Source organism: Methylomonas sp. TEB (assembly GCF_047777895.1).
GTDB lineage: Bacteria > Pseudomonadota > Gammaproteobacteria > Methylococcales > Methylomonadaceae > Methylomonas.
This window is the reverse complement of record NZ_CP180476.1, coordinates 4,504,096-4,529,323: the sequence shown is the minus strand read 5'-3', so window position 1 is coordinate 4,529,323 and position 25,228 is coordinate 4,504,096. Positions and strand designations below refer to the sequence as shown.

Genomic DNA, 25,228 nt, shown 5'->3' with positions numbered 1-25,228 from the left:
TAAAGGAAGACTAAAATGAACAAATCATTACTGATTGCGGCGTTGGTGCTAACGGCTCCTATTGTCCAGGCTATTCCACCTGTCGATCAATCGCGCTTAGACGCAGTGCAAGAGCGCGGCAGCCATATCATGCCGTTTGCGCTGGAAAAAACCCTGCATATTTTCAATAAGACTGATACTGGTGGTATTCAACAAGTGATCGCCAAGGATGCTGCTGACAGCCAACAAATTGGCTTAGTGCGCAGTCATCTGTCGCAACTGGCTACACATTTTGCGGCTGGCGATTTTTCAGGGCCGCGGCGCATTCATGGGGATGACATGCCGGGGCTAAACGCCTTGGCGTCGGCAGCCGGGAAAGTCAGTTTTGCTTATCGGGAATTGCCGAACGGTGCCGAGATCGAGTATCGGAGTGAAGATAAGCAGCTGATTGAGGCAGTGCACAGCTACTTCGATGCCCAACTCAGCGACCACGCCCGCCATGCTGTGCCCGGCGGACATGCTATGCATCATGGTGGTCATCAGCCATAGTTACTTTTCAGCGGCTCCGGCTTGGGGATGTGATTTTTCCAACCACTCTCGATTAGGATGCCAGTGGCTGATCCAGGCGGGCAAATCTGCAGCAGGCATCGGCCGCGCAATGCCGTAGCCCTGGGCGTTATCGCAGCCCAGTTTTAGCAATAGCAAGCCATGTTCATCGGTTTCGACGCCTTCGGCTATTACTTGCCGATGAAAGGCGGCGGTGAGATTGATAATGCCGGCGACGATGGCCAGATCTTCCGGGTCGCCGAGAATGTCGCGAATAAAGGATTGGTCGATTTTTAAGGTGTCGGCAGGTAAGGCTTTCAGGTAAGTTAGCGACGAATAGCCGGTACCGAAATCGTCCAATGCAAAGCCGACGCCCAGTTTTTGGCATTCCTTCATTACGGCGGTGACGCGGCCAATGTCTTCCAGTGCGGCTGTTTCCAAGATCTCCAGTTCCAGACAGTGGGGGCGCAGTTGCGGGTGCGCGGCGAAGCCGGTTTTCAAGGTGTCGACGAAATCCTGGTGCAGTAAGTGGCGGGGGGCGATATTGATGCTGATGGCAATGTTCAAGCCCATGTCTTGCCACGTTTGCAGGTGGTCCAGGGCGCGGGCCAATACCCAATTGCCCAGGGCGATGACCAGTTCGGTGCCTTCTATGTCGGGTAAAAACGCCGCAGGCGACAATAAGCCGCGCTCGGGATGCCGCCAGCGAATCAATGCCTCCGCACCCAGCACTTTACCCAGGCGCATATTGACCTTGGGTTGGAAATACAATTCGAACTGGTTATTGAGCAGCGCCGATTCGATTTGCGTTAAGGTCTCGCCGCGGACCAGCGCTATTCTGTCCAGTTCCTGATCAAACAGGTGGTAGCGATTTTTGCCGCGCTGTTTGGCGACATACATGGCTTGGTCGGCATGCCGCAGCAGCGTGTCCGCGCTTGCCAGGTCATCAGGGTATAGGGTAAGGCCTACGCTGGCCGATACGCAGACCTGGTTATCATCTATGCTCAACGGTTCCGCGACTTTGCAGAGCATGCGCTCCAATACCGCCTCGCATTCGCGGGTGTCGTTAAAGTCCAGCAAGAGCAGCACAAACTCGTCTCCGCCGATGCGGGCGACGGTATCGCCGGCTCTGAGGCAGTCGCGGATGCGTAGGGAAATTTCTATCAGTAACTGATCCCCCGCTTCGTGGCCGAATTGGTCGTTGACCGGCTTAAAACCGTCGAGATCCAGATAGCATACCGCCATATGGTTGCCGGCGCGGTGTGTGTGGGCCAGCGCTTGGGCGAGGCGGTCTGCCAGTAATACGCGGTTGGGGATGCCGGTCAGCGGATCAAAATGGGCGATGCGTTCCAGATCGTATTCATGGTTCTTCAGCGGGGTAATGTCGGCCGACAAACCGATGTAATGATGAATTTTGCCGTCGTCGTCCCGCACTACCGAAATCGAGGTCAGCGCAGCAAAAACCTCGCCTTTTTTATTGCGGTTCCAGAGTTCGCCACTCCAATGATCGTGTGCGTTTAGCGATTGCCATATGGCTTTGTAAAATTCCGCGGATTGCCGGCCGGATTTGAGAATACTGGGATTTTTACCCAGCACTTCCTCGCGCGCGTAGCCGGTAATTCGACTAAAAGCCGCATTGACATCAATAATGCGGTTCTCGCTGTCGGTAATGACGACGCTGTCGTGAGTGTGGGCAAATACACTGGCCGCCAGGCGTTGCCCAGCCTCGCGGCGTTGCAGCTCTTGACGAAATTGTTCGCGTTGCAACAGATTGCGAATCCGCAAGCGGGCGATTTCGATGCTGATGGGTTTGGTCAAATAGTCCGCGGCGCCCAAAGAAAAGCCCAGGGCCTCGGCTTGAATTTCGTTCAAAGCGGTCACGAACACAATCGGAATGTCTTTTAACAGCGGACTGGCCTTGATCCGCCGACAGGTTTCGTAGCCGTCCATATCCGGCATCATGATGTCGAGCAGAATCAGATCAGGCGGCTCATCCAGCGCCAGTTCCAAGCCTTTAGCGCCGGAGGTGGCGATTTGAATTTGGTAATCGTCCTGCAATGCCAAACCCAACAAGGCCAGGTTGGCGGGGGTGTCGTCGATGGCGAGAATTTTCAATTGTTTGCTGTTCATTCGGTTTCTACTCCATTCCAACCCAAGGCTGAATAAAGCTGCCGCAACAGCTGGCGTGCCTGGTCGAATTTCATTTCGTTAACCGACTGAGCTATTTCGGAAAACCGTGGTTCTAGCGCACTAGCGCGCAGTAAATTTTGCAATGCTTTAACGTGATTAATGGCATGGAACATGTTTTTGGCTAATAAGTTATCGAGTTCGTCCATTAGCGGCCGTAATTCTTGGTTGTGGTGCAGCAAGGCGATGTCTTCCGCACTGATTGCCGGGTCGGCTGCCGCAAAGAAGGGTTGTTCCGGATGGGCTGGCGCATCTTGATAATGTTCGGCATTGACTGCTGCGGAATACAGCTCCGCGCACGGGACGGGTAAGCGCTGTTGAGTGGAATTGTGGTTATGCAGTTGACAGTCAACCAGGTCGCAGCGAATTCTGAACCAGAACCGGGCGCCCCTGCCCGGACTACTCTCCACGCCGGCTTCGCCCTGCATCAGCCCGGCAAAGCGTTGCACGATGGATAAGCCCAGACCGGTGCCGGCGTAACGCCGCGTCGAAGTGGCGTCGATTTGGGTAAAGGGTTTGAAAAGTAGGCTCTGTTGGTCGGCGGCAATGCCGATGCCTTGATCGGACACGGAAAATTCCAGTTGTGCTTGCGAGCCTTGCCGCCGCAACTCGGTTGCCTGGATTTGGATTACGCCATGATGGGTAAATTTGATGGCATTGCTGACCAGATTTGACAGCATTTGCCTGACTCTGATTTGATCCAGTAGATAGCATTGCTCGCTGGGGCCGAGCCAGACGGTTTCGATTTGCAGGTTTTTCTGATGTGCGCTTTCCCCGAACAGCGACTGGACTTCGGTGATGATTTGCCGAGGCTGCGCGGCAGAGTAAACCAGCTCCAGCCTATTCGCCTCGATTTTAGACAAATCCAACACATCGTTTAACAGGGTTAATAGAGTCTGTCCGGATGCGAGGATAGTGCGGGCGCATTCTTGATGCTTGCTTGGGTCGCAGTCAGGTAGACTCAGCAGTTGCGCCATTCCCAAGATACCGTTCAACGGGGTGCGGATTTCGTGCGACATGGTGGCCAGGAAATTACTTTTGGCCTGGTTCGCGCTTTCCGCGATGCGGGTTTTGATTTCATTGCTCAATATCAGCGCCATGTGCGAGAAAAACGGCGATAGATAATCGCGCATTTGCGCGGAGCCCAACATATCGGTCATTTTGATGGCACCGATTAATTCTTTGCCCACCTGCAAGGGCATGACCCAGGTGCAGGCAATAGCCGGCGTCATGCCGCGCAGTAGCGTGTGCTCAGAATCCGTGGCTTGTTCGACAAAGCGGCGCTGCTGAAAAACTTCGTTGATTAAGGGATCGTCGATATGATCAATAATTTGGCGTTCGCCGGCTAAATTGGCGTAATGGATTGCCCCCGCGTCCAGATAATAAATTTCGACATTACTGCCGCCCAAACTGCCGCACAAAGCAGTCATTAAGCTCTCTAACAATCCTTCGACGCCGGCGATGGGGTTTAACAACTCCAGCATGTGCAGGATCAGATACAGATTGGCTTTTTCTTCCGAAAGTTTGCGGACGCGGGTTTCCAATTGCTTGACCCGTTCCTGCAACTCTTGATGGGAAGGTGCTTGGGTCATTGTTCCGCAGCAAGCCGGCGTTGAATGGCATCCGCCAAAACGGTTTCCAAATGCTCCAGACCGACATCCATCCATGCCAGCGGCAAATCCACGAAGCGCGCAGCGGTTTCGGCGGCGGCGCTGAAATCGCCGTTACACGGGGTACGCAGCGCCAGAATATATTTATGGCTACTGTGAAATATCTCCCTGATCACCGTCATATTGGCGCCGAAGCAGGCGGTGATCATGGGTTCCCAGGTCAAGGCCCAGTCTTCCAGTAAAAAATACGCGCCTTTTTCCAGTTCCTGCATGAATAACTCGTAGCCGAGCAGCATGACGATACAGTTTTGGCCGTGGGTGCGGCAGGTGTGGTGGCCCTCCAGATATTTTTCCATCAACGGGTGGCAGCCGCCGTAAAACACCACGGTTTTTTCGCCGAGTTTCTCGCGTTCTTCCAGCGCCTGATTCAGCTCGGTCGACAAACGATTCAGGTAATTGTGCAAGGCCGAATCCAGATAATGGGTATGCACGTTCCAGTGATTTTTCGCGATTAGTCCGTCCACTTCCTTACGCAAAATGCCGCAGCCCACCATGGTCAGCGGAGTTTGATTTTCCGGATGTATCGCGAAGGTTTTCATGGCAGTCTCCCGTATTCGAATGCTGCATCGACCATAGTCCGAATGTTGGCCTCGGGCACGGCCATTGGCATGACGCCGTTACCGAACAAAAAATGGCCGCCGGTTTTGCCGATTTCGACAATACGCTGCACTTCGGCGCGGGTTTGCTCGGCGCTCCAGTGAATCATTTTAATATCGTCGATCACCCCACAGGTCAGGCCGCGATTACCGATCAGGCGTTTGGCTTCGGCTAAGTCGGCAAGTGGGCTAATGTAGTGAGTTTTGATGTGAAGTTCATCGAAAACCAAATCGATCACATCGTTAAAACCTGCCATGCCGCAGTAATAAACGATGTCCTCATTTCCGCCCGGCAGCAAGTCCCGCCGCATCCAGGGCATCACCTTTTGCTCAATTTGCTTACGGCTGACGAAATACGGCGAGCCAAACGGCGTGGAGTAAATCAACACATTGGCGCCCAAGGCCCGTAAGGCGGCGATTTCTTGCCGGCAGAAATCCGAGCATTTGCGCAGCAGTTCGTCGCGGACATCAAAAGGGCCGAGCAGGAATAACTCCATCCATTTATCCATACCCATCAAGATGGCCGGCAAGGTGGTCGAGGCCGTGACGTAGGCGCAAATCGGATGCGTGCCGCCGACTTCGCTGTGCAAAATCTTTAGACAGTCGGCAACCGATTGCCAGGCCGGATGCTGTGTAATGTCGGTGGGAATGTCGAGTTTGGCAATGTCGTCCAGGTTTTTGATGACGAAGTCCGCGACATTTGGAACGCCGTCGTCGGCAAACAGGATTTCCCGGCAACCCAGCAACTCCGCTTCCTTGCCAACATAATGCAGGCTCCAGATGTTGTCGTAGCCGTAGCGCCGCAACAGGCGTAATTGGCCGTCGGCCACATATTCGCCCCTGCTGAAGTATTGCTTGGCGGGCATACCCAATTCTCGGGCGCCATGATCGGACATATTGCAAAAAACCGGAATGCGCGGCGCGGGGTTGCCGGTCGCCGTCGCGGTGAGGATTTCCAAAGGTGTCATGGCTTGACCTCGCGAATCAGATCGACGATGACTTTGGCGGCGGTGACGCCATCCGGCGCCCAGGCATCCGCGCCGACCTTGGTGTACAACTCCGGATCGAAACGGTAGGGAGCGCCGCCTACCGCCAGTTTGATTTGTTGTTCCAGACCACGTTCTTGTAACAAACTGCGCACACCCAGGCTGCCTTTTTCGCTGGTGGCGGTGTGGACCATCATCGCGGATACCGCGATGACTTGGGCGTTCTCGGCTACCGCGGTATCGACGAATTTTTCGGCAGTGACGTTGGTGCCCAGATCGACCACATCCACCATCAGCGATTTCAAGCAGCCGCTAACGATCCGTTTGCCCAAGGAATGCAAGTCGCCGTAGGCGGCACCGATGACGACCCGGCCTATCATTTCCGGCGGTTTACTGAATTTTTCCAGCATTTTTTCGGTGACGTCGGCCGCAATTTGCGCGGTCATGAAATGCTGGGCCAGATTGGCATCCGGATCTTTTTCGATTAAGGTCATCATCAACTCGATGGCCGGGATAACTAATTTGAAGACGATATCCTCGGGGCTGAATCCGTCGTTTAAGGCGTGATTGACGACCTCCAGGGCGGCCGGCTTATCGGTTTCGAATACCGCCTGGTTATAGGATTGAATATAAGCGTCGAGCATTATTCGAATTCCTCGATGGACATGGGCTGCAAGCGTAAATTGTCGATAAAGCGGTTTTCATATTCGAAAACCCCGCCAAGATTGACCACGCGCGCCCGTTGCACAATATTGTTTAACAGACTTGGCCCGGCCGGATTCAACAGCAGTTGTTCGCAGCCGGCCAGACTGGCATTGGCCAGCAGGCTGACCCGTTCGGGGGGTATAGGAGGCAGTAAGCCAACCCGAAACCCGCTGTTTAGGTCCAAATGTTGACCAAAACTTCCGCAAATCCACAGACGATTCAAATCGCTTATTGCCAAGCCTGCGTACGACATCAATTGTGACATGGCAGCGGCTGTCGAAGCCTTGGCACGCTGGAAAATATCGATGTCGCTCGCAAAAATGGCACTTTTGGGAATGTCGGCTTGCAATAAAAAGCCTTGTTCGGACTGCGGTTCGGCGAAGCGTCCGGACGGTTTTAGATGCTTTTGGTCCAGTAGCAAGGCAATGGCATCAATGAAGCCGCTGGCGCAGTAGCCGCGCGCCTGGACATCTCCTATCGTCCGTAAGCCGCTTGCCGACACTTTGCAAATCGCACCGGCTTCTGCGGTTAAACCGTTGCGCATACCTACACCTTCGAAAGCGGGGCCGCCCGGCACGGAACTGACCCACAGGTTGCTGCCGTCCCACACGGCGATTTCGGTATTAGTGCCGAAGTCGGCCAACAGCATCGGTTGCGATTGTTCAGTAATCCCGGTTGCGAGCAGGTCGGCCAGTAAATCTGAGCCGATAAAACCAGCCAGCGGTTGGGCGATGTCGATGTCGGCATGCGGTGTGCGCCATATCTGCCGCCAGGCATCGGCATCGGCGGGCAGACAGGCGATAGGGCTTTGCCAGTTCTCGGGCTGGTAGAGGCAGTCGCCGCTATTGCCGCAAATCAGCGTCAACATCGCGGTATTGCCCACTATTAATACTTTGCCCAGTTCCGCCAGTATCGGCGTTATTTCGCCCATATCGCGGCTGAGAATATCGCGTATGCCGTCGATGATGGCCGCGCGCGCTTCCCGGCCTATGCGCCGGCAATCTTGATCGTCCAGGCGCTCGGCATCCAGCCGGGTCAGAATGTCCGCGCCATGCGCGACTTGTGGATTGATGCTGTAGCGGGTGCCGATGCGTCGGCCGGATTGCCGATTCCACAATGACAGGCGGATGTGTGTCGTCCCCAGATCGACCGCCACGCCGTAGACATACTCGGAAACGGTAGGATTAGCGTGGGCTTGATAAAGCGGGGTGGGGTCCAGACTTTTCCAGGCGGAATGCGGCGCCGGATTGTCCAGATAAAGCGTGCAGTCGCTGCGTGCCCGCAACTGGCAGGCTAAACGTATGCCGCCAGCCAAATCTTCAGGAAGCAGCTTTTGCCGTTCCGCCAGCGTCGGTGGGTTAAATTCGCCGTCGACGGTTTGAATCAGACACGCGCCACAGGTGCCCAAACCGCCGCAGGCAGCGCGTACGCGCAAATCGGTGGTGTCGAGGACTTGGCGTACCGACAGATCGGATTTGAGCAGTATGCGTAACGTCTGATCGTTACTGCCGACCGTTGCCAGCATATCGCCAGCTGGGTGTGCCGGCAGTCCGGTATCGGGAGGGATGATGGTCATAGGCGATGGAAACCTGTAGGAGTAGTAGCAATTGCGCTTTCGCTTTCGCTTTCGTTGAGGCCTGGCATGATGGGGTTTGATCTATTCGGCATGGGCAAAACAGCCAGTGGTTTTCCCCTTTTATTTTAGTGTGTATTGGTGGTTTCGCTGATCCAATCTTGTGGCGTAAGCGATTTGTCTTTATCAGATCGGCTTTTACGGCATAAACTCCGTGATATGCGGTTATAAGCAGTGCCAAAAGGCACTTTAGGCTATCGGCACACTGTTCATGCTGGAATGTCATCAACAATCGGGTAAACTTTGCCGATGCGCCAAAAAGCGGGTTCGTGACCGGAATCGGCTTGCCTGAGACGCTTGCAGTCAATCCAGATCATGGTTCACCCAAGCCAACGGAATTTAGATGGAATCCGATAAACAATCGACAGAGCGCCAAGCCACCATTTTGTTAGTCGATGACGAGTCTATCAACCTGTCGGTTTTCGGGCAGTTTCTCGCCCCGTATTACCAGATTTTGGTAGCGACCAACGGGCAGCGTGCGTTGCAATTGGCGGGTGGTGCGCCAAAGCCGGATTTGATTTTGTTGGATGTGATGATGCCCGATATGGATGGGTATGAAGTCATCGGCCAGCTAAAAGCTGATCCCAAAACCGGCGATATTCCCGTGATATTCGTGACCGCCTTGACTTCTGATCTGGAGGAAGAGCGGGGTTTGTCACTGGGTGCGGTGGATTATCTTTACAAGCCGTGTCATTTGTCGATTCTATTGGCCAGAATCAAAACCCAGCTGGAACTGAAGCATGCCCGGGATTGGCTAAAAAACCAAAATACCTATCTGGAAGCCGAAGTGCAACGCCGGCATCAGGAGAATCAGTCTGTACATTTGCAACTATTGCAATCGGAAAAATTGGCGGCGATAGGGCAACTGGCGGCCGGCATTGCCCACGAAATCAATAATCCGATTGGTTTCGTCAATTCCAATTTGAATACGCTTAACGGCTATTTGCGCGACGTTTTTTGCGTGATGGATGCTTACAACGCCGCTTTAGCCGAAAAAAACTTTTCGGAGGAGGCGCTGCAAAATTTGCGCACGCTGAAACAAACCAAGCAGCTTGACTATTTGCGCGGCGATATTCCGGAATTGATTGCTGAGTCCATGGAAGGTTTGTCGCGGGTGCGTGACATTATTCAGGATTTGAAGGATTTTGCGCATGCCGATAAAAACGATTGGGAATTGGCCGATTTGCATAAAGGGTTGGATTCCACGCTGAATATTATCAACAACGAGCTGAAGTACCATTGCACTGTACACAAGCAATACGGCGAGATGCCCGAAATTTATTGCCTGCCTTCGCAATTGAATCAGGTGTTTATGAATTTACTGATTAACGCCGCGCACGCAATTGATACCAAAGGCGATATTCATATTAGTACCGGTTGCACGGAGCCGAATGTCTGGGTGGAAATCCGCGATAACGGCAAAGGTATTGCCCCGGAGAACCTGCCGCGTTTGTTTGAACCGTTCTTCACCACCAAGCCGGTCGGCAAGGGCACCGGGCTAGGCTTGTCGGTTTCGCAGAATTTCGTCCGTAAGCATGGCGGTAAAATCGAAGTAAGCAGCCAGCTTGGGCAGGGTAGCCGGTTTCGAGTCTGGCTGCCGATTCGGCCGCCGGAATCGGCGTCTACCGAATAGTCCGGTGCGTCTGGCGGTTTTTGAATACCAAACTTGCAGAAGGGGTTTTACCTGCCAGACTATGTCATCAATAGACCACTGTTAGTGCAAAATCATGAACCAGGCAGATATTAAAATACTCATCGTCGACGACGAGCCGAACGTGCTGAAAGCGCTGACGCGGTTGCTGAAACAGTACGAACCCGTTACCGCAACCAGCGGCGAGGAAGCGCTGCTGTTAGCTGAGGAACATAGCTTTGATTTGGTGATTTCCGATTACCGAATGCCGGGTATTAACGGTATCGATTTTTTGATTTTATTCAAGCGCATGCAGCCGGATGCTGTGCGCATTGTGTTGACCGGCTTTGCCGATCTGGAAGGCGCCCAGCACGCCATCAATGAGGCGGAAGTGTTTCGCTTTATCAACAAGCCATGGAGCAATCTGGAAATTGTCAATGTGGTCGAGAACGGTCTGGCGCACAAACGGATGTTGTTGGAAAACCGGGCCTTGGCCGATCAGGTGCGGGCGCAGCAAATACTCCTGAATGAAAAAGAAGCGATTATTAAAGCGCTGGAAGCTGAGGAGCCGGGTATCACCCAAGTGAATTGGGCGCAGGACGGCTCGATTATTCTCGACGACGAAGATTTTAAATAGACAGTATTGCCGGCTCTAATACCGTTACCACTGCGAAACCAGAGGTCTAGGCATAAACCGATCTCCCATCTATGCGGGAGCTGTTTTGTTTAGAGTGGAGTTACAGCTGTTCGGTACGCTCGTCATTACTAAAGGCATTGAAAAATTGCTTCGCGGTTCTGCCGTTTTTGGCGGCATTCTGATGGGCAAAATCCAGCGCCGATTTGTGCAAAGCCTCGCGGTTGCCGCGATAATCGACGAAATAGCTGTCGACAATATCCAGGTATGTCTGAGTATGCTGCGGGTAAAACGCCAGCCGCAAACCGAAGCGGTCGGACAGTGAGATTTTTTCCTCAATGGTGTCGGAATAATGCACCTCGTTGTCAATCAGCAGCGTATCCAGATTGTCGCGCATATGCTCCGGCAGCAAATGGCGGCGATTGGACGTGGCGTAAAACAGCACATTCTCCGGCGGCATTTCAATAGAGCCTTCCAACACGCTCTTCAGCGGCTTGTAGAGAGCGTCGCCGTTCTCGAAAGACAGATCGTCGCAATAAATAATGAAACGCTGATTGTGTTCGCGAATGTCGTCGACGATTTCCGGCAGATACAGTAAATCTTGTTTATCCACTTCGATGACTCGTAAACCTTCATGCAAATATTCGTTCAACAAGGCTTTCACCAGCGAGGATTTGCCAGTGCCGCGCGCGCCCCATAACAAGGCATTATTCGCCGGCAGTCCCGCCAGAAAACGCAGCGTGTTGTCTATCATTTGCTGCTTTTGCGGCTCTATGCCCAGCAGTTGATCCAGCCGGATCGGATCGATTTGCCGAACAGGACGCAGAAACGCCTGGCGCTGACGCCAAATTGCCGCATAGGTGTGGTTCCAATCTATCATCTGTGATCCTTGGCTGGGGCCGGTCAAAGTGCCGGTTTGTGTAAAGAAATGAATATTGTATAAATTTTAGACAATTTAACACCACTCTAAGCACAGCAACAACTTAGCGCGGCTTTTAACGGGTTGCCAACAGACTTATCCACAGATTTTGTGGGAAAGTTACAGTGGTTGTGGAAATGTGGCTACCCACTGTAGCCTGTATATGCCGCTTGTGCCGGTAACCAAGGACTGCTTGGACTTTATTTTAAGTCGCGGCTTGGGAGGCCGAGGCTCGTTTCTGGGGGATGATCGACTTATAATCGATTGTTATCATTTAAACGATAGCTATTGGCTATTTACGGGGTGGCTATGAATCTGCGGGATTTACATTATTTAATCGCCGTTGCCGACTTGCGCAGCTTTGTGCAGGCGGCAGACCGTTGCTGCATCAGCCAGCCGACCTTGAGTACCCAGATAAAAAAGTTGGAAGACGAATTGGGTATCCAGATTTTCGAGCGCACCAATAAAAAAGTGCTGCCTACCGAGCTGGGTGAGCAGATCGTGGCGTCGGCAAGGCGCATCTTGAAGGAGCAAGACAATATCAAGGAACTGGCTGCGACGGCCCAAGACCCGTTGGCCGGCAATTTGCGCTTCGGTGCTTTTCCCACCCTGGCTACCTATTTATTTCCGCCACTGGTACCGTTAATCAAAAAGGATTTGCCACGCATCCGCCTCATTTTAGTCGAGGAAAAAACCGAGCAATTGTTACAGCAACTTCGCAGCGGGCAGATGGATTGTGCTTTGCTGGCTCTGCCGATTTACGAGGATTTCCTGGAAAGCCAGGCCTTGTTCGACGACGAGTTTTTACTGGCGGTCGCAGACGGTCATCCGTTGGCGGTCAAGCCGCAAGTCGAGCCAGACGATCTAAACGGCGAACATTTGCTGTTGCTTGACGAAGGCCATTGCCTGCGTGGGCATGCCTTGCAAATCTGCCAAACAATCGGCGCCGACGAAGAACAGGATCTTCGCGCCACCAGCCTGGAAACCTTGCGGCAAATGGTTCGCGCCGGTACCGGCATCACCTTCATGCCACGTATCGCGGTGCGCGACGAACCGGGGCTACGTTATCTGCCATTCGCTGAGCCGGCGCCGAGCCGGAGCATAGGTATGGTTTGGCGCAAGACCAGTGCCAGAGGGGAGCTGATTCGGCGCTTGAGCGGCTTGGTGCAGGATGCTGCTAAGGACATTTAGGTATACACCGCTGGCGTGGCAACTATTTTATTGGCAGTTCGTGATCTGACGGCCAAATGACATTTTCCACGAAAACCTTTGATGTTCTTTTGCTCTGTATGGCAGCCTGTCGGCTGTGGACGCTCGCTAGAAGTTAATTTGTATTTAGCCGACAAAATGGCGGGCCTTGTCTCGTATGTCCGTTTAAAAGCTGAGATAAGTACTTACTGCGGGATACTGGAGTAATCCCCGCCGGGAAATTACAAATCGTCTAATATTTGCAAGGTCCTTAAGCCTTATTGCGCCTGATAACAGCCTGATGCTTGGACTATTTGAAGGCGGAGATACGAGGCTCGACAAAAATTGCGACTATTTCCACCAATGCCTTGAGCCTTGTGGCCAAGCAAGCAAGTTGCCCGTGCCGGGCTTTTACCTTGGGAGTACCCATCATGAACAAAAAACAGTTATTACCTGTTGCTATCGCATTGTTGACGTCGCAGCCGGTTCTCGCCAGCGTGTCCAGTTCATTCGATGTCGACAGCGAGAACTGGCAAATCGTCAGTTTTGCCGATTTCAGCCAGAACAATTATTCGATCATCGGCCAATACCAACCCAGTCATGTATCAGGTGGTGGCAATCCCGGCAATTATCTGGCCGCCACCGACCCTGACAGCGGCGATTTTACCTTCTCCGCTCCCTCGGCTTTCCCTCATCGTTATACACAAGTCTCCCAACGACTAAACTACCAGGAGGCATGAGGCATATAGATGATGGAGAACAGCGATGAGCAATTGGGCCGAAGAAGAAGTACAAACCGCTGATTTGGAAGATCGGCGCCTGAATAAACGATTGGCACTGTTACTGGAGCGATTAGGCGAACATCCCCAGCTCAGCATCCCGGCGGCCTGTGGCGGCTGGAAGGAGACGATGGGCGCTTACCGGTTTTTCGACAATGATAAGGCGACTTTCAAAAAGATACTGGCGCCGCATCGAGATGCCACGGTCGAACGGATGAAGAGCAGCCCGGTCGTATTGCTGGCGCAGGACACGACGGAGTACGACGAAAACATTTGTTTGGGGCCAAAAGGTCTCGGTACTTTGAAAGAGATAGCGAAACATGCGCGCCGACTACATCCGACCATCGCCTTTACGCCGTCGCGGATTTGCTTGGGTGTCGTCAAGGCAGCGTATTGGGCGCGTGACGGCGCCAGCCCGCGACAAGCGCGGCGGCACAAAGGCGTGGACGAAAAAGAAAGTCGGCACTGGCTCGAAAGCTATCAGGATAGCTGTGCCTTACAGGCGCAAATGCCGGACAGTTTATTGGTCAATCTCGCCGACCGCGAGGGCGACATTTACGAATGGTTTGTCGAATACCAAGACTATGCGCCGACTGCTCGCGCTGAATGGATTGTTCGGGCGACGCAGAACCGAGACCTTCTGGTCGAGCCGGAAAATGCGGCGAAATGGCTATGGTCGGCCCTGGATCAAGCGCCGGTCATGGGTTATACCGAGGTTAATGTCAAGTCGCGGCCGAACCGTGCAGCGCGACTGGCGCATATCACGGTACGCGCCGCCACGGTGCCCCTCAAGCCGCCAACGCGTATTGGGTATCGACTGCCGGCATTGAGCATCAACGCGGTGCTGGCGCGCGAAGAGACGCCGCCAGCCGGCAAGGAACCCTTGGAATGGCTCCTGCTGACCAGTTTGCCTGTGGCGAGTTTCGAGCAAGCGACTACGGTGGTGGCGTGGTATGGCGTGCGCTGGTGTATCGAAGTGTACTTCCATGTATTGAAGAGCGGTTGCCAGATCAAGCGGCTACATCTGGAATCGGAAGAACGGCTACTACCTTGTTTGGCGCTCTATATGGTTATTGCCTGGCGGGTGTTATTCAGCCTGATGCTCGCGCGCGCAGCGCCGGACATGGATTGCGAGATTATTTTCGATCCGCAGGAGTGGCGAGCGGCTTATATCGTCGTCAAGCGCTGTCCACCACCGCTCACGCCACCGCGCCTCGGTGAGGTAATCCGACTGATTGCAAGCTTAGGCGGTTATTTTGCCCGCAAACACGATGGTCCACCGGGTGCCAAGGCCATGTGGATCGGCTTACAGCGCTTGCGCGATTTTGTCATCGCCCTCAATGCTCAACAGGATCTCGCAATGAGATGTGTATAACGATGAGCGGCTTTCCTGGGCTCGCAGCTCGGCGCTACCGGGCTGTCCTACGATTTGACGTATCGCGATGGTGCTGTCAATTGGCAAACCACCGACGTCATGTTGGTTGGCAACGGCCAACGCCTACTCTGGAAACGAGACCCGAATATCGTGCCGGATAGTAGCTGGACTCATATCAGTCTGACTTTGGCGCCCTCCGCGGAATGGCGGTTGGGCAGCACAGGCGGGGTGTTCGCCAGTCAAAGTGATTTTCAAAATGTCCTATCCAATTTGAGTGGGTTGTACATTCACGGCGAATTTACCAACGGTATCATCGAAACCGCCGGCCTGGATAATGTGGTTTTGCAAACGGTGCCGTTGCCGGGAGCGTTTTGGTTGTTTGGGGTGGGGGTTGCGGGATTTTGGTCATGCAATCGCAATGGGATATTGCGCTAAGTTGTTAAGTGCTTGTGTCGCTGGCGCGACGGTTTGTTTTGGAGTCGGGTCTCGGCCCGACAGCCGAGGTACTTTCTTTTGCTCCGCCAAAAGAAAGTACCCAAAGAAAAGGCGGCCCGGATGCCGCTTGTTCCCTGCGCTCCGAAGCTTTTGAACGGGGTTGCCGAAAGGGGCTTCCTGCCCCTTCGGCAACGTGCGGCATCCATGCCGCACCCCTTCGGGCTAATCCGTTCAAAAGCTCCGGTGCTCGGCGCGGCAAACGGGAGAAAACCCCGCCGAGAAATTTGAAACCGTTTAATATTTGCGAAGTTTTTGTAGGGCGCATTAGTGATAGCGTAATGCGCCGAATGTTTGAAGGGCAGCATACGGCGCAATTCGGCTGCGCCGATTGACGCCCTACGATTGCGAGTTACGGTCTTGCATTCTTGCGCTGGAGCGTGGGAACCATGGAAATGCGCTTCACGGCATTCAGCACGTGGGTTCTATCATGTACACTCCGAAGTCACGAATGCTTGATCGAACCGCCTTGCGGCTAAATCTTCCGGCCTTATCCAGAACTGCAGCGCCCCGTCGCCGAAGTTGGTAAACAGGGCCGGGTCGGATTGCACTTCGAGCAGCAACACCTTGTCTCTATGTTGGTATGCCGCGTGTTGAACGCAATAACCGTATCCAAGGCAGCGATGAAAACCGTAGCGTTTGTCGTAAGCGGGTAATCGCAATAGGGACTCGAAAGTCTCCTTCGGGATAAGTGCTGATACGGCGGCGGAATGGCTTAGGCACATGATGGTGGCGTCGCAAAATGCCGAATGACAGGCGCTCTGTAAACTACTGGCGAAAAAGTAAGTAAAGCAAAGGTCTTTGTTCCCTGCATCCTCTCTGGGAAGATCAAAACCGGTATCGAAAACCGGGAAAGATTTCTCCTCAAGCGCTTCGGCCAATCGCTTCTCGCTTCTCGCGCAGCCGTGGTTGATCCATCCCGCCAGCCAGTCGACAAACCGTTCTTTTTCATCAGCGGAGGGTTCGGCGAAGGGATTCTCCACATACGCTTCAAATAAAGAACTCGCCTCCTGATAAAACCGCTCCAATTCCAGAGCGTAACGAAATCTGTCCCATAATTCAGGGTGACCGTCTTTGATAGAGGCCGATAATGCCTGAAGCTCTTCCGCGTCGCTAATGAAACCGGGATTATTTTTTGATCCGGCGAACCCCCATGTGTATTTGTTGCCGTAATGCCCGTCCGGCTTCAAAATTCCTAAGAGTTCGGAAACATTCCACATTTTTAGCTTGTTGAATTCGTAGCAAGCCGCACGCAGCGCGCTCTGCACGGTACGGGAGATGTGGAGGCGAGTCCACGGAAACCCCAGGCCGTAGCTCGAATAAGATTTCTCTTTGTATTCATGAAAATACGCCGGAACGGTTTTGGGGAACAACGTGTAGAAGTGGGAATCGTCGCAAACTTTCGGCCCCAGGATGGCATCCCGTTTGACGCTCAAATAATCGTCCACGATTTTGTGGACGACCGAGTAAATGGGCTCCCACAACGCTGGCTGTTTGGGACTCCGCTCGGCGGAAGGAAATAAGGATAGACAATATTCGTACGAGCTGACAAAGGCCGCTATCTTATGCGGTTTCAAATCGGCTTTCGGCCAAATCCTGGGTTGTAACTCCCTGTCTTCAAGCGAATGGCGTCGAAAGCTTAACCCGTCCAAAGCGCTCATCCAATTGCCGGTTTTGGGATAGTCGTCGGGAACAGAGTTGATTATGGGTTTGCCATCGTCCGCCACGTGGATGACATAACATTTCCGTATGTCGTCGGCTTCGCAGAAGTTTTCCATATCCTGATCGATGAAGAAGCAAAGCATGCCGGTGTCCGGCAGATAGCCGGGCAGCAAATCGTTGATTTCCCGGCAATCGAGTTGGCCGACAAAAAAGGCGCGCAGGCCCTTATTGTCGTAAGGCCAATCCGAATGCAAGCCAAGGCCGGGAATTCCGCCAAGGTAGGTGTTGGACGGATGCTCGAAATCGCGCGGAAGCCTTCTCTCCAGCCATATGCCTGGCCTTCTTTCGGAGAAGAAGCGGATGGCCGGCTCGATCACCTCCTTCTCGTTGCTGAGTTGTTTTACTATCGAGGCTACGCTGGCTTGCGACTCAAGAATGGAGACAATATCAGCATCGTTTTCGTGATTATTGTGTTCCGTTTTGTGTGCCTTATGCGTTAAGAGTCGAGTTGCCAACTGCAAGAGATTTTTGAACATGTGGTTATGATTGGAGGGCCGTAGGAGTATTGAACGGAAGTGAAGCGCATCGCATCGTTCGCGATTGATGCGCCTCCTTGCGTCGGCTCATCCTACATTATAGAGTGGTATTTTTCATATTGGCGTTTTGCCGAATTACGGGTTGGTTTTTCTCTCGTTATTCCGCCCTGAGCGTCGGAGCTTTTGGCGAGACAAATCGGCAGGATTGCCGATTTGCATGCGTAGCACCCGAAGGGCGAGATACATGGATGTATCGAGTGATTAGCCGAATAGGGGGGCGGCAGGGATGCCGCTCGTTTTCTCGGAGGGGCTGGGAGCCTCTTCCGAAAACCCTTGGCAAAAGCAAGACGCGCAGGATAAAGGCGGAATGTCGGGTGGCCTTTTCTTTGGGTAATTTCTTTTGGCGACGCAAAAGAAAGTACTGCGGCTGTCGGTTCGCGAACCGACATTCAACCACCGCGTCAGGGACGCAACAAAATCTCAATCCAATGCCGCCAAAGCGGCTTCCGGCGCTCTGTCCAATACTTTCAGCAACGCCTTGGCTGCGCCAGTGGGCGAGCGTTTGCCTTGTTCCCAGTTACGAATCGTCTCAAGCGATACGTCAATCCGTTTGGAGAATTCGGCTTGGCTCAAACCCAGTCGATTGCGGACTCGACGGGCGAATCGGGCGGAATCCAGCATCGCATTGGTTTCGTCCTGGGCAATTTGTTGGGCTATATCGGCTTCCGTGGTGGTATCGATACGAGCCGGATCGACGCGGCCAACTTCTGAATCCGGTTCAATTGTCATGCGTACTATTTTCATAGAATTTGGCCTCTCGTTGATTGGCTTTGCGGACCGAGATAATCCGAAGGGACTCTGGGCGTGGGGTGTAGACCACGACAAATAGGCGCTGGTGAATCATTTCCATCAGTTGATACCTGTCTTCGCCGTAAACGCGGCGGTTATCGGCTCGAATCAGTCGATTAGGGTCAAATAACGCCTTGGCTGCATAGGCAAAATCGAATCCGCGTTCCTGGAAACAGGTTTCGCTTTTGGTGTCGTCCCATTCAAAGTGCATGGGATTAGCGTAGTTCATTGGCCTAGTGAGAGCAAGGTCGATGTGTTTTAGGTAGAAACTCTAAAATTGGCTTGCTGGTTTATGATTTTGCGAAGGGTTTGTACCGTTATTTCGCACTGAGCATCGAAGCTTTTGGCCTCGCAAAAGAAAGTATGTTGGCTTTCGGGCCAAGCTCCGACTTCTAAAGAACCCCGTTGCGATAGCGACACAAAATCACTTTTCGTATAAACAAAAACTTGCTCTAACCAGTTTTTGTTTATACGTTAATGCCTCATGATCATCGAGTTCGACCCTGCAAAAAGCGCCAGAAATATCCTCGAACGTGGCTTAAGCTCCGAGCGAGTGGCCGATTTCGATTGGTCTAGCGCGATTGCAACGGAAGATGTTCGTAAAGATTATCCAGAGCGACGTTTTGTTGCGTTTGGTTATCTGGATGAGCGGCTGCATGTCCTATGTTTCACTCCCGTGACTGGTGGAATCCGCGTCATTAGTTTCCGAAAAGCAAATTCAAGAGAGATCCGCAAATATGACAGAACCATTACCGTTAACTGATGCTGACGGCGAAGTCCGCGAATTGACCGAAACCGATTTTAAACAAATGCGCCCCGCCGGCGAGGTGTTTGCCGAGTTATTTGGGACGGAGCAGGCGGTTGAAATGCTTAGGCCTAAAGGTGGCCGGCCACGTAAGGATTCACCGAAAGTATTTACCGGGATTAGGTTGGATGCAGAGGTGCTGGAGGCGTTTCGTGCTACCGGCAAAGGCTGGCAGACTAGGATGAACGATGCCTTGAAAGAATGGCTGAAGGATCATTCGCCAGCATAATTTGCAGGCCGGAAATACTTTCGCTTATCCGGCCTCCGCGAGTTTGTTGATTAAATCCTAAATTCCGCCGACCGAGCATGCGCAGTAAGACTCTCGCCCCGGGCTAACACTGAAGCAATCTTGCCCAAGTTCTGCGCGCCAACCGCTGAGCAATTGATCAAACTGCTGCGCTTTTGGAAATCGTAAACCCCTAAAGGCGACGAATACCGGGCCGTGCTGGAAGTCGGTAGGACATGGTTCGGTCCGGCGCAATAATCGCCCAGCGCTTCGGCTGTGAAACGGCCCATGAAGATGGCGCCGGCATTATGAATTTGCTCGCACAATGCTTCCGGTTCCGCTACGGACAATTCCAAATGTTCCGGGGCGATGCGGTTTGCGACTTGCGCGGCTTCAGATAAGTTGCCTACTTTGATAAACGCGCCACGTCCGCTTAGTGAGGCGCGGATGATGTCCGCGCGTTCCATTTCCGGCAGCAATTTGTTGATGCTGGCTTCCACTTGCTGCAGAAAACCGGCGTCGTTGCTGATTAAAATGGCTTGGGCGTTTTCGTCGTGTTCGGCTTGCGAGAACATATCCATCGCGATCCAGTCCGGGTTGGTCTGTCCGTCACAGATGATTAAAATCTCGGATGGACCGGCGATCATGTCGATACCGACTTGGCCGAATACCAGTTTTTTGGCGGTAGCGACGTAAATGTTGCCGGGGCCGACTATTTTATCCACTGCCGGAATCGATTCGGTGCCATAGGCCAGCGCCGCGACGGCCTGGGCGCCGCCGATGGTGAATACCCGATCCACGCCGGCTACATGCGCCGCCGCCAATACCAGCGCATTGGTTTCGCCGCGCGGAGTAGGCACCACCATGATCAGTTCGCCGACGCCGGCAACTTTGGCCGGAATCGCGTTCATTAAAACAGACGATGGGTAAGCGGCTTTGCCGCCCGGCACGTAGAGGCCAGCTTTATCCAGCGCGGTGACTTTTTGGCCGAGTAATGTGCCGTCTAGCTCGGTGTATTGCCAGGATTGCAGCTTCTGATGCTCGGCATAAGCACGGACGCGGTCGGCGGCGGTTTGCAAAGCAATGGCTTGGGTGCTGGGTAAAGTATCCCAGGCCTGTTGTAATGCAGCTCGGTCCAGTTCCAGTTCGGATGCGGCTTTAAATGCGGTACCGTCGAAGCCGTTGGTGTATTCCAGCAAGGCTTTGTCGCCGCGTTTTTTGACGTCGGCAATAATGTCCAGCACCCGTCTGTGTATCTCTAAATCATCGCTGGCATCCCAGGCTAAACGGGCTTGCAATTGTTTGTCAAAGTCGATTGCCGCGCTATCTAGGCAGAGCATTTTGATCGCAGTCATGATTACGCCCTCTGGGCCAACGTGGTTTCGAACTGATCGATGAGTGCTTGAATGGCTTGATGTTTCATTTTCATCGCCGCTTTATTCACCACCAGTCGAGAGGTGATGTTGGCGATTAGTTCCCGCGGCTCCAGGCCGTTGGCTTTTAGGGTGTTGCCGGTATCGACCAAATCGACGATGCAATCGGCCAATCCGACCAGCGGCGCCAGTTCCATCGAGCCGTACAACTTGATGATTTCGGCTTGAATGCCTAAGTTGGCGTAGTAGCTCTGCGCGGTTTTCACGTATTTAGTCGCGACCCGCAAACGGCCCTTGATTTCCGGCGCATTGACCGGGCCGGCAGTCATCAAGCGGCAACCGGCGATGCCTAAATCCAGCGGCTCGTAAAGACTTTCCGCGCCGTGTTCCATCAACACGTCCTTGCCGGCGATACCCATATCCGCCGCGCCGTATTCCACAAAGGTCGGCACGTCGGTGGCGCGGATGATCACCAGCTGCACGTCGGGGCGGGTGGTTTGCAGAATCAGTTTCCGGCTCTTGTCCGGATCGTCAATCGGCGTGATGCCGGCTTGTTCCAGAAACGGCAGGGCTTCTTCGTAAATACGGCCTTTGGATACGGCAATGGTCAACATGGTTTTGCGAGTGATTTAGTTAGGAACGCGGCGAATGGTAGCGCCCAGTTGTGACAGTTTTTCTTCGATGTGATCGTAGCCACGGTCGATATGGTAAATCCGATCTACCAAAGTTTCGCCTTCGGCAACTAGACCGGCCAGCACCAAGCTGGCGGATGCCCGCAGGTCGGTAGCCATAACCGGGGCGGCTTTTAGTTGACCGCTGCCGGTGCAGATGGCGGTGTTGGATTCCAGCTTGATTTGCGCGCCCATCCGTTGCAGTTCTTGCACGTGCATGAAACGGTTTTCGAATACGGTTTCGGTGATTAAGCCCACGCCTTCAGCGACGGAATTCAGCGCGGTAAATTGTGCCTGCATATCGGTCGGGAACGCCGGATAGGGTGCAGTGCGGACGGTGACGGCTTTTGGACGCTTGCCGTGCATGTTCAGCTCGATCCAGTTCTCGCCGCAAGTGATGTCGGCGCCGGCTTCTTTTAATTTAACCAATACCGCATCCAGGGTGTTAGGGTCGGTGTTTTTCAGTTTCACATGGCCGCGGCTGATCGCGCCGGCCACCAGATACGTGCCGGTTTCGATGCGGTCGGGGAGGATGTCGTAGTGCAAGCCTTCCACGCCCAGTCTTTCCACGCCTTCCACTGTCAGAATATCGGTGCCGGCGCCGGTGATTTTGGCACCCATTTTATTTAGAAAATGCGCCAGGTCGGTGACTTCCGGTTCTTTCGCGGCGTTTTCGATGATGGTCACGCCTTCGGCCAGTGTGGCGGCCATTAGAATGTTTTCTGTGCCGGTCACGGTGACTTTATCCAGCACCAGATGGCAGCCTTGCAAGCGTTTGACCTTGGCGTGTATATAGCCGGCTTCGACGGTAATGTCGGCGCCCATTTTCAGCAGCGAGTCGATGTGAATATCCACCGGTCGTGTGCCGATGGCGCAACCGCCGGGCAACGAGACATAGGCTTCGCCGAAACGCGCCAGCAAGGGGCCCAATACCAGAATCGAGGCGCGCATGGTTTTCACCAGTTCATAAGGCGCTTCGTATTTGTGAATGGTGCTGGTATCGACTTCGATGTTCATTTTTTCGTCGACGGTCAGGCCCACACCCATTTGTCCCAACAATTCCATGGTAGTAGTAATGTCGTGCAAATGCGGAATGTTGCCGACGCTGACCGGCACATCGGACAATAAAGTAGCGGCCAGAATTGGCAGGGCGGCGTTTTTGGCGCCGGAGATTCTCAGTTCGCCGTGTAGCGGTTGGCCGCCGGTAATCAGTAATTTATCCATGGATTTTTATTGGTTTGTAAATTGGAATGCAGCTTAATGCGTGTGGGTTGCAAAATATTCGGTTTCGTCCAAGCCGCTGAGTTTGGCCAATGCCAGTAGCTGAGCCGGAATGTTCTTGAAGGACAGCATGACCCGGCCCATCCGGCTGAGCCTGATCCATTCGATCATCAAGGCCAGGCCGGCGCTATCGGTGGTCTGGACTTTAGCTAGATCGATGCACATGCTGTCCATGCCTTTCAGAAACTTAAAGGATTGCAAGGTTTGTTTGTCGATGCTGGCAAAAGTCAGGCTGCCTTCCACGGTAAAGTGGCCGGGAGACTGTTCGGTTAATGTCAGCTTGGACATTATTTGCCTTCCGCTTTGTTCAACATGAATTTGCCTATCATTTCTTCCAGCACGATGGCGGAGCTGGTGATGTCGATGGTACTTTTATCCTTTAAATATTCGTCCGACGAGCCGGGGTCCAGGCTGACGTACTGTTCACCCAGCAGGCCGGCGGTATAAATACTGACGCCGGAATCGCTCGGTAGATTGTTGTATTGCGATTCGATGCGCATTTCTACGACCGATTCGTGGCTGTCCTTGTCCAGCCTGATTGCGGATACCCGGCCGATGCGCACGCCGGCGACCGACACCGGGGATTTGACTTTTAGACCGCCGCTATTCTGAAAATGGGCGATGACCGTGTAGCTGTCGTCGCTGCTGTAGCTGCCTAGATTACTGACTTGCAGCGCCATATAAAACAAGGCGGCGATGCCGCTGGCGACAAAAAAACCGACCAGAGTATCCTGGGTTTTGGAATGCTGCATGTTAAATGTCTCCAAACATGAGTGCGGTTAAAATGAAATCGAGTGCCAGCACCGAGAAGGCCGAATTGACCACGGTGCGGGTGGTGGCGCGGCTGACGCCTTCTGAAGTGGGGATCGCATCGTAGCCTTCGAACAAGGCAATCCAGGACACTACGAAGCCGAACACCACGCTCTTGATTACGCCATTAACAATATCTTCTTGAAAATCGATACTGGCCTGCATCTGCGCCCAAAACGCGCCGTCATCAACGCCGAGCATGCCCACGCCGACCAGGTGGCCGCCCATGATGCCAATGGCGCTAAACAAGGCGGCAAGCAAGGGCATGGACAGAAAGCCTGCCAAAAAACGTGGCGAAATGATGCGTTTGATCGGGTCAACGGCCATCATTTCCATGCCTGACAATTGTTCGGTGGCCTTCATCAAGCCGATTTCGGCGGTCAATGCCGAGCCTGCCCGGCCGGCAAACAATAGTGCCGACACTACAGGGCCTAATTCGCGTACCAATGAGGCAGCCACCATCACGCCCAGCGATTCCTCAGCGCCGAAGTCGGACAGAATATTAAAGCCTTGTAAACCTAACACCATGCCGACGAACAGGCCGGAGATGGTGATGATTAGAAATGACAAAACGCCTACCGAATACACCTGTTTGATCAGCAGGTTGGGGCGTGGCAGCACGTCGCTGATGCCGGTCAGCGTGTGGCTCAGAAAAAACGAAGCGCGGCCGAGCTTGGCAAAGCTGCTGCGCGTGGCTTTTCCCAGATTTTGCAGAAATTGAAACATGGTTGAATACAAGGTGGTTATTTGCTCGCCAGCAGATCGTCTAGGTAATCAGGCGCCGAATAGTGAAAGTGTACAGGGCCGTCGGCATCACCGTGCATAAACTGTTGCACCCACTCCGAATCGGATTGTTGTAATTCTTGCGGGGTGCCTTGGCCGATGATTTTGCCTCCCGACAAGACATAGATGTAATCGGCGATGGCGGCAGTTTCTTGTACGTCGTGCGAAACGATGATGCTGGTCAGGCCTAGAGTGGTGTTCAGCGCCTTGATCAAGTGTACCAGTGCGCCCTTGGAAATGGGGTCTTGGCCGGTAAACGGTTCGTCGTACATGATCATTAGCGGATCGAGGGCGATGGCACGTGCTAAAGCTACCCGTCGAGCCATGCCGCCGGACAACTCGTTGGGCATCAAATGGCGGGCACCGCGCAAACCGACGGCGTGCAGTTTCATCAATACCAAGGTGCGAATCATCGATTCCGGCAAGTGGGTATGTTCGCGCATCGGAAACGCCACATTGTCATAGACGCTCATATCCGTGAGCAGCGCGCCGCTTTGAAACAACATGCCCATGCGTTTGCGCAATTCGTAGAGTTCCCGAGGTTTCAGGCGGTGAACATTTTGCCCGTCCACGTGGATTTGGCCGCGATCCGGGGCCAACTGGCCGCCGATCAATTTCAAAAGCGTGGTTTTGCCGGTGCCGCTGGGGCCCATGATGGCCGTGACTTTGCCGCGCTGAATCTCCAGGCTGACAGCGTCGAAAATTTTCCTGGGGCCTCTGGAAAAGCTCAAGTTGCTAATCGAAACGATATTGTCTTCAGGACTTGCGCTATTGGCCATTTACCGGAATCAAAAGAGTTTTTGGATTGGGAACAGGCTATTTTCTATGACTGGCTGAGAATAAGTCAATGACTTGGGGTGAAAAGTCGGTTAATAACATGCAATAATGGTTCCTTTTTGTTTGGGTGCGTGGA

At 53.4% G+C, this 25,228-nt stretch carries 26 protein-coding genes; 9 read left to right on the top strand and 17 right to left on the bottom strand.

What is annotated here, in order from left to right; all coding sequences use genetic code 11:
• Window positions 1–15 precede the first annotated feature (15 nt).
• A complete protein-coding gene (locus ACMXD4_RS20505; protein WP_415879224.1) occupies window positions 16–528 on the top strand; it encodes an aspartate carbamoyltransferase in 513 nt (170 codons plus the stop codon).
• On the opposite strand, the gene ACMXD4_RS20500 is transcribed toward ACMXD4_RS20505, so the two are convergent.
• The 6 genes from ACMXD4_RS20500 to ACMXD4_RS20475 are packed head-to-tail and all read right to left on the bottom strand — an operon-like array spanning window position 529 to window position 8,245.
• Window positions 529–2,655, bottom strand: a complete 2,127-nt coding sequence (locus ACMXD4_RS20500; RefSeq protein WP_415879223.1) for an EAL domain-containing protein — start codon at window positions 2,653–2,655, stop codon at window positions 529–531.
• The gene (locus ACMXD4_RS20495) at window positions 2,652–4,304 is read right to left on the bottom strand and encodes a sensor histidine kinase (protein WP_415879222.1); all 1,653 of its coding nucleotides are present in this window, start codon (window positions 4,302–4,304) and stop codon (window positions 2,652–2,654) included. The genes ACMXD4_RS20500 and ACMXD4_RS20495 overlap by 4 nt, the downstream gene beginning before the upstream one ends.
• Complete coding sequence (locus ACMXD4_RS20490) at window positions 4,301–4,921, bottom strand: DUF1638 domain-containing protein (RefSeq protein ID WP_415879221.1); 621 nt, start codon at window positions 4,919–4,921, stop codon at window positions 4,301–4,303. The genes ACMXD4_RS20495 and ACMXD4_RS20490 overlap by 4 nt, the downstream gene beginning before the upstream one ends.
• On the bottom strand, window positions 4,918–5,946 hold the full coding sequence (locus tag ACMXD4_RS20485) for a uroporphyrinogen decarboxylase family protein (protein WP_415879220.1): 1,029 nt from the start codon (window positions 5,944–5,946) through the stop codon (window positions 4,918–4,920). The genes ACMXD4_RS20490 and ACMXD4_RS20485 overlap by 4 nt, the downstream gene beginning before the upstream one ends.
• A complete protein-coding gene (locus ACMXD4_RS20480; protein ID WP_171697406.1) occupies window positions 5,943–6,608 on the bottom strand; it encodes a B12-binding domain-containing protein in 666 nt (221 codons plus the stop codon). The genes ACMXD4_RS20485 and ACMXD4_RS20480 overlap by 4 nt, the downstream gene beginning before the upstream one ends.
• The gene (locus ACMXD4_RS20475) at window positions 6,608–8,245 is read right to left on the bottom strand and encodes an ASKHA domain-containing protein (RefSeq protein WP_415879219.1); all 1,638 of its coding nucleotides are present in this window, start codon (window positions 8,243–8,245) and stop codon (window positions 6,608–6,610) included. The genes ACMXD4_RS20480 and ACMXD4_RS20475 overlap by 1 nt, the downstream gene beginning before the upstream one ends.
• A gap of 400 nt (window positions 8,246–8,645) precedes the next feature.
• On the opposite strand from ACMXD4_RS20475, the gene ACMXD4_RS20470 reads away from it, so the two are divergent.
• Together ACMXD4_RS20470 and ACMXD4_RS20465 are read left to right on the top strand one after the other, a co-directional pair.
• Complete coding sequence (locus ACMXD4_RS20470) at window positions 8,646–9,935, top strand: ATP-binding protein (protein ID WP_415879218.1); 1,290 nt, start codon at window positions 8,646–8,648, stop codon at window positions 9,933–9,935.
• Window positions 9,936–10,029: 94 nt separating this feature from the next.
• Window positions 10,030–10,569, top strand: a complete 540-nt coding sequence (locus ACMXD4_RS20465; RefSeq protein ID WP_033157719.1) for a response regulator — start codon at window positions 10,030–10,032, stop codon at window positions 10,567–10,569.
• A gap of 100 nt (window positions 10,570–10,669) precedes the next feature.
• Here the strand turns inward: ACMXD4_RS20465 and ACMXD4_RS20460 are convergent, their stop codons facing one another.
• Window positions 10,670–11,446 (bottom strand): ATP-binding protein, encoded by a 777-nt coding sequence (locus ACMXD4_RS20460; protein WP_101054482.1) that lies wholly within the window; start codon window positions 11,444–11,446, stop codon window positions 10,670–10,672.
• Window positions 11,447–11,794: 348 nt separating this feature from the next.
• On the opposite strand from ACMXD4_RS20460, the gene ACMXD4_RS20455 reads away from it, so the two are divergent.
• From ACMXD4_RS20455 to ACMXD4_RS20440, 4 genes are all read left to right on the top strand, one after another.
• On the top strand, window positions 11,795–12,676 hold the full coding sequence (locus tag ACMXD4_RS20455; RefSeq protein WP_415879217.1) for a LysR substrate-binding domain-containing protein: 882 nt from the start codon (window positions 11,795–11,797) through the stop codon (window positions 12,674–12,676).
• Window positions 12,677–13,104: 428 nt separating this feature from the next.
• Window positions 13,105–13,413 carry a hypothetical protein gene (locus tag ACMXD4_RS20450; RefSeq protein WP_415879216.1) on the top strand — a complete coding sequence of 103 codons (309 nt, stop codon included), beginning with the start codon at window positions 13,105–13,107 and terminating at the stop codon, window positions 13,411–13,413.
• Window positions 13,414–13,438: 25 nt separating this feature from the next.
• Window positions 13,439–14,827 carry an IS4 family transposase gene (locus ACMXD4_RS20445; protein ID WP_415878602.1) on the top strand — a complete coding sequence of 463 codons (1,389 nt, stop codon included), beginning with the start codon at window positions 13,439–13,441 and terminating at the stop codon, window positions 14,825–14,827.
• Window positions 14,828–14,842: 15 nt separating this feature from the next.
• Complete coding sequence (locus ACMXD4_RS20440) at window positions 14,843–15,262, top strand: laminin B domain-containing protein (RefSeq protein WP_415880851.1); 420 nt, start codon at window positions 14,843–14,845, stop codon at window positions 15,260–15,262.
• A gap of 485 nt (window positions 15,263–15,747) precedes the next feature.
• Here the strand turns inward: ACMXD4_RS20440 and ACMXD4_RS20435 are convergent, their stop codons facing one another.
• The 3 genes from ACMXD4_RS20435 to ACMXD4_RS20425 form a co-directional block, all read right to left on the bottom strand.
• Complete coding sequence (locus tag ACMXD4_RS20435; protein WP_415879215.1) at window positions 15,748–17,358, bottom strand: DUF1963 domain-containing protein; 1,611 nt, start codon at window positions 17,356–17,358, stop codon at window positions 15,748–15,750.
• A gap of 639 nt (window positions 17,359–17,997) precedes the next feature.
• Window positions 17,998–18,306 (bottom strand): helix-turn-helix domain-containing protein, encoded by a 309-nt coding sequence (locus tag ACMXD4_RS20430; protein WP_026603142.1) that lies wholly within the window; start codon window positions 18,304–18,306, stop codon window positions 17,998–18,000.
• Window positions 18,296–18,595 carry a BrnT family toxin gene (locus tag ACMXD4_RS20425; RefSeq protein ID WP_415879214.1) on the bottom strand — a complete coding sequence of 100 codons (300 nt, stop codon included), beginning with the start codon at window positions 18,593–18,595 and terminating at the stop codon, window positions 18,296–18,298. The genes ACMXD4_RS20430 and ACMXD4_RS20425 overlap by 11 nt, the downstream gene beginning before the upstream one ends.
• Before the next feature lie 255 nt (window positions 18,596–18,850).
• On the opposite strand from ACMXD4_RS20425, the gene ACMXD4_RS20420 reads away from it, so the two are divergent.
• Complete coding sequence (locus tag ACMXD4_RS20420; RefSeq protein ID WP_171697412.1) at window positions 18,851–19,129, top strand: BrnT family toxin; 279 nt, start codon at window positions 18,851–18,853, stop codon at window positions 19,127–19,129.
• Complete coding sequence (locus ACMXD4_RS20415; protein WP_171697413.1) at window positions 19,104–19,400, top strand: BrnA antitoxin family protein; 297 nt, start codon at window positions 19,104–19,106, stop codon at window positions 19,398–19,400. The genes ACMXD4_RS20420 and ACMXD4_RS20415 overlap by 26 nt, the downstream gene beginning before the upstream one ends.
• 50 nt (window positions 19,401–19,450) lie before the next feature.
• Here the strand turns inward: ACMXD4_RS20415 and hisD are convergent, their stop codons facing one another.
• The 7 genes from hisD to ACMXD4_RS20380 are packed head-to-tail and all read right to left on the bottom strand — an operon-like array spanning window position 19,451 to window position 25,094.
• On the bottom strand, window positions 19,451–20,752 hold the full coding sequence (gene hisD, locus ACMXD4_RS20410) for a histidinol dehydrogenase (protein WP_415879213.1): 1,302 nt from the start codon (window positions 20,750–20,752) through the stop codon (window positions 19,451–19,453).
• A 2-nt stretch (window positions 20,753–20,754) separates the two neighbouring features.
• Window positions 20,755–21,384, bottom strand: coding sequence for an ATP phosphoribosyltransferase (gene hisG / locus ACMXD4_RS20405; protein WP_415879212.1), 630 nt, complete (start codon window positions 21,382–21,384; stop codon window positions 20,755–20,757).
• A gap of 15 nt (window positions 21,385–21,399) precedes the next feature.
• A complete protein-coding gene (gene murA / locus ACMXD4_RS20400; protein ID WP_415879211.1) occupies window positions 21,400–22,665 on the bottom strand; it encodes a UDP-N-acetylglucosamine 1-carboxyvinyltransferase in 1,266 nt (421 codons plus the stop codon).
• A gap of 33 nt (window positions 22,666–22,698) precedes the next feature.
• Window positions 22,699–23,010 (bottom strand): STAS domain-containing protein, encoded by a 312-nt coding sequence (locus ACMXD4_RS20395; protein WP_415879210.1) that lies wholly within the window; start codon window positions 23,008–23,010, stop codon window positions 22,699–22,701.
• Window positions 23,010–23,474: an outer membrane lipid asymmetry maintenance protein MlaD gene (gene mlaD, locus ACMXD4_RS20390; protein WP_033157732.1), complete on the bottom strand. Its 465-nt coding sequence runs from the start codon at window positions 23,472–23,474 to the stop codon at window positions 23,010–23,012. Before mlaD ends, ACMXD4_RS20395 begins: the two co-directional genes overlap by 1 nt.
• A 1-nt stretch (window position 23,475) precedes the next feature.
• Window positions 23,476–24,258, bottom strand: coding sequence for a lipid asymmetry maintenance ABC transporter permease subunit MlaE (gene mlaE / locus ACMXD4_RS20385; RefSeq protein ID WP_033157733.1), 783 nt, complete (start codon window positions 24,256–24,258; stop codon window positions 23,476–23,478).
• 17 nt (window positions 24,259–24,275) lie between these two features.
• Window positions 24,276–25,094, bottom strand: a complete 819-nt coding sequence (locus ACMXD4_RS20380) for an ABC transporter ATP-binding protein (protein ID WP_033157734.1) — start codon at window positions 25,092–25,094, stop codon at window positions 24,276–24,278.
• Window positions 25,095–25,228: the final 134 nt, after the last annotated feature.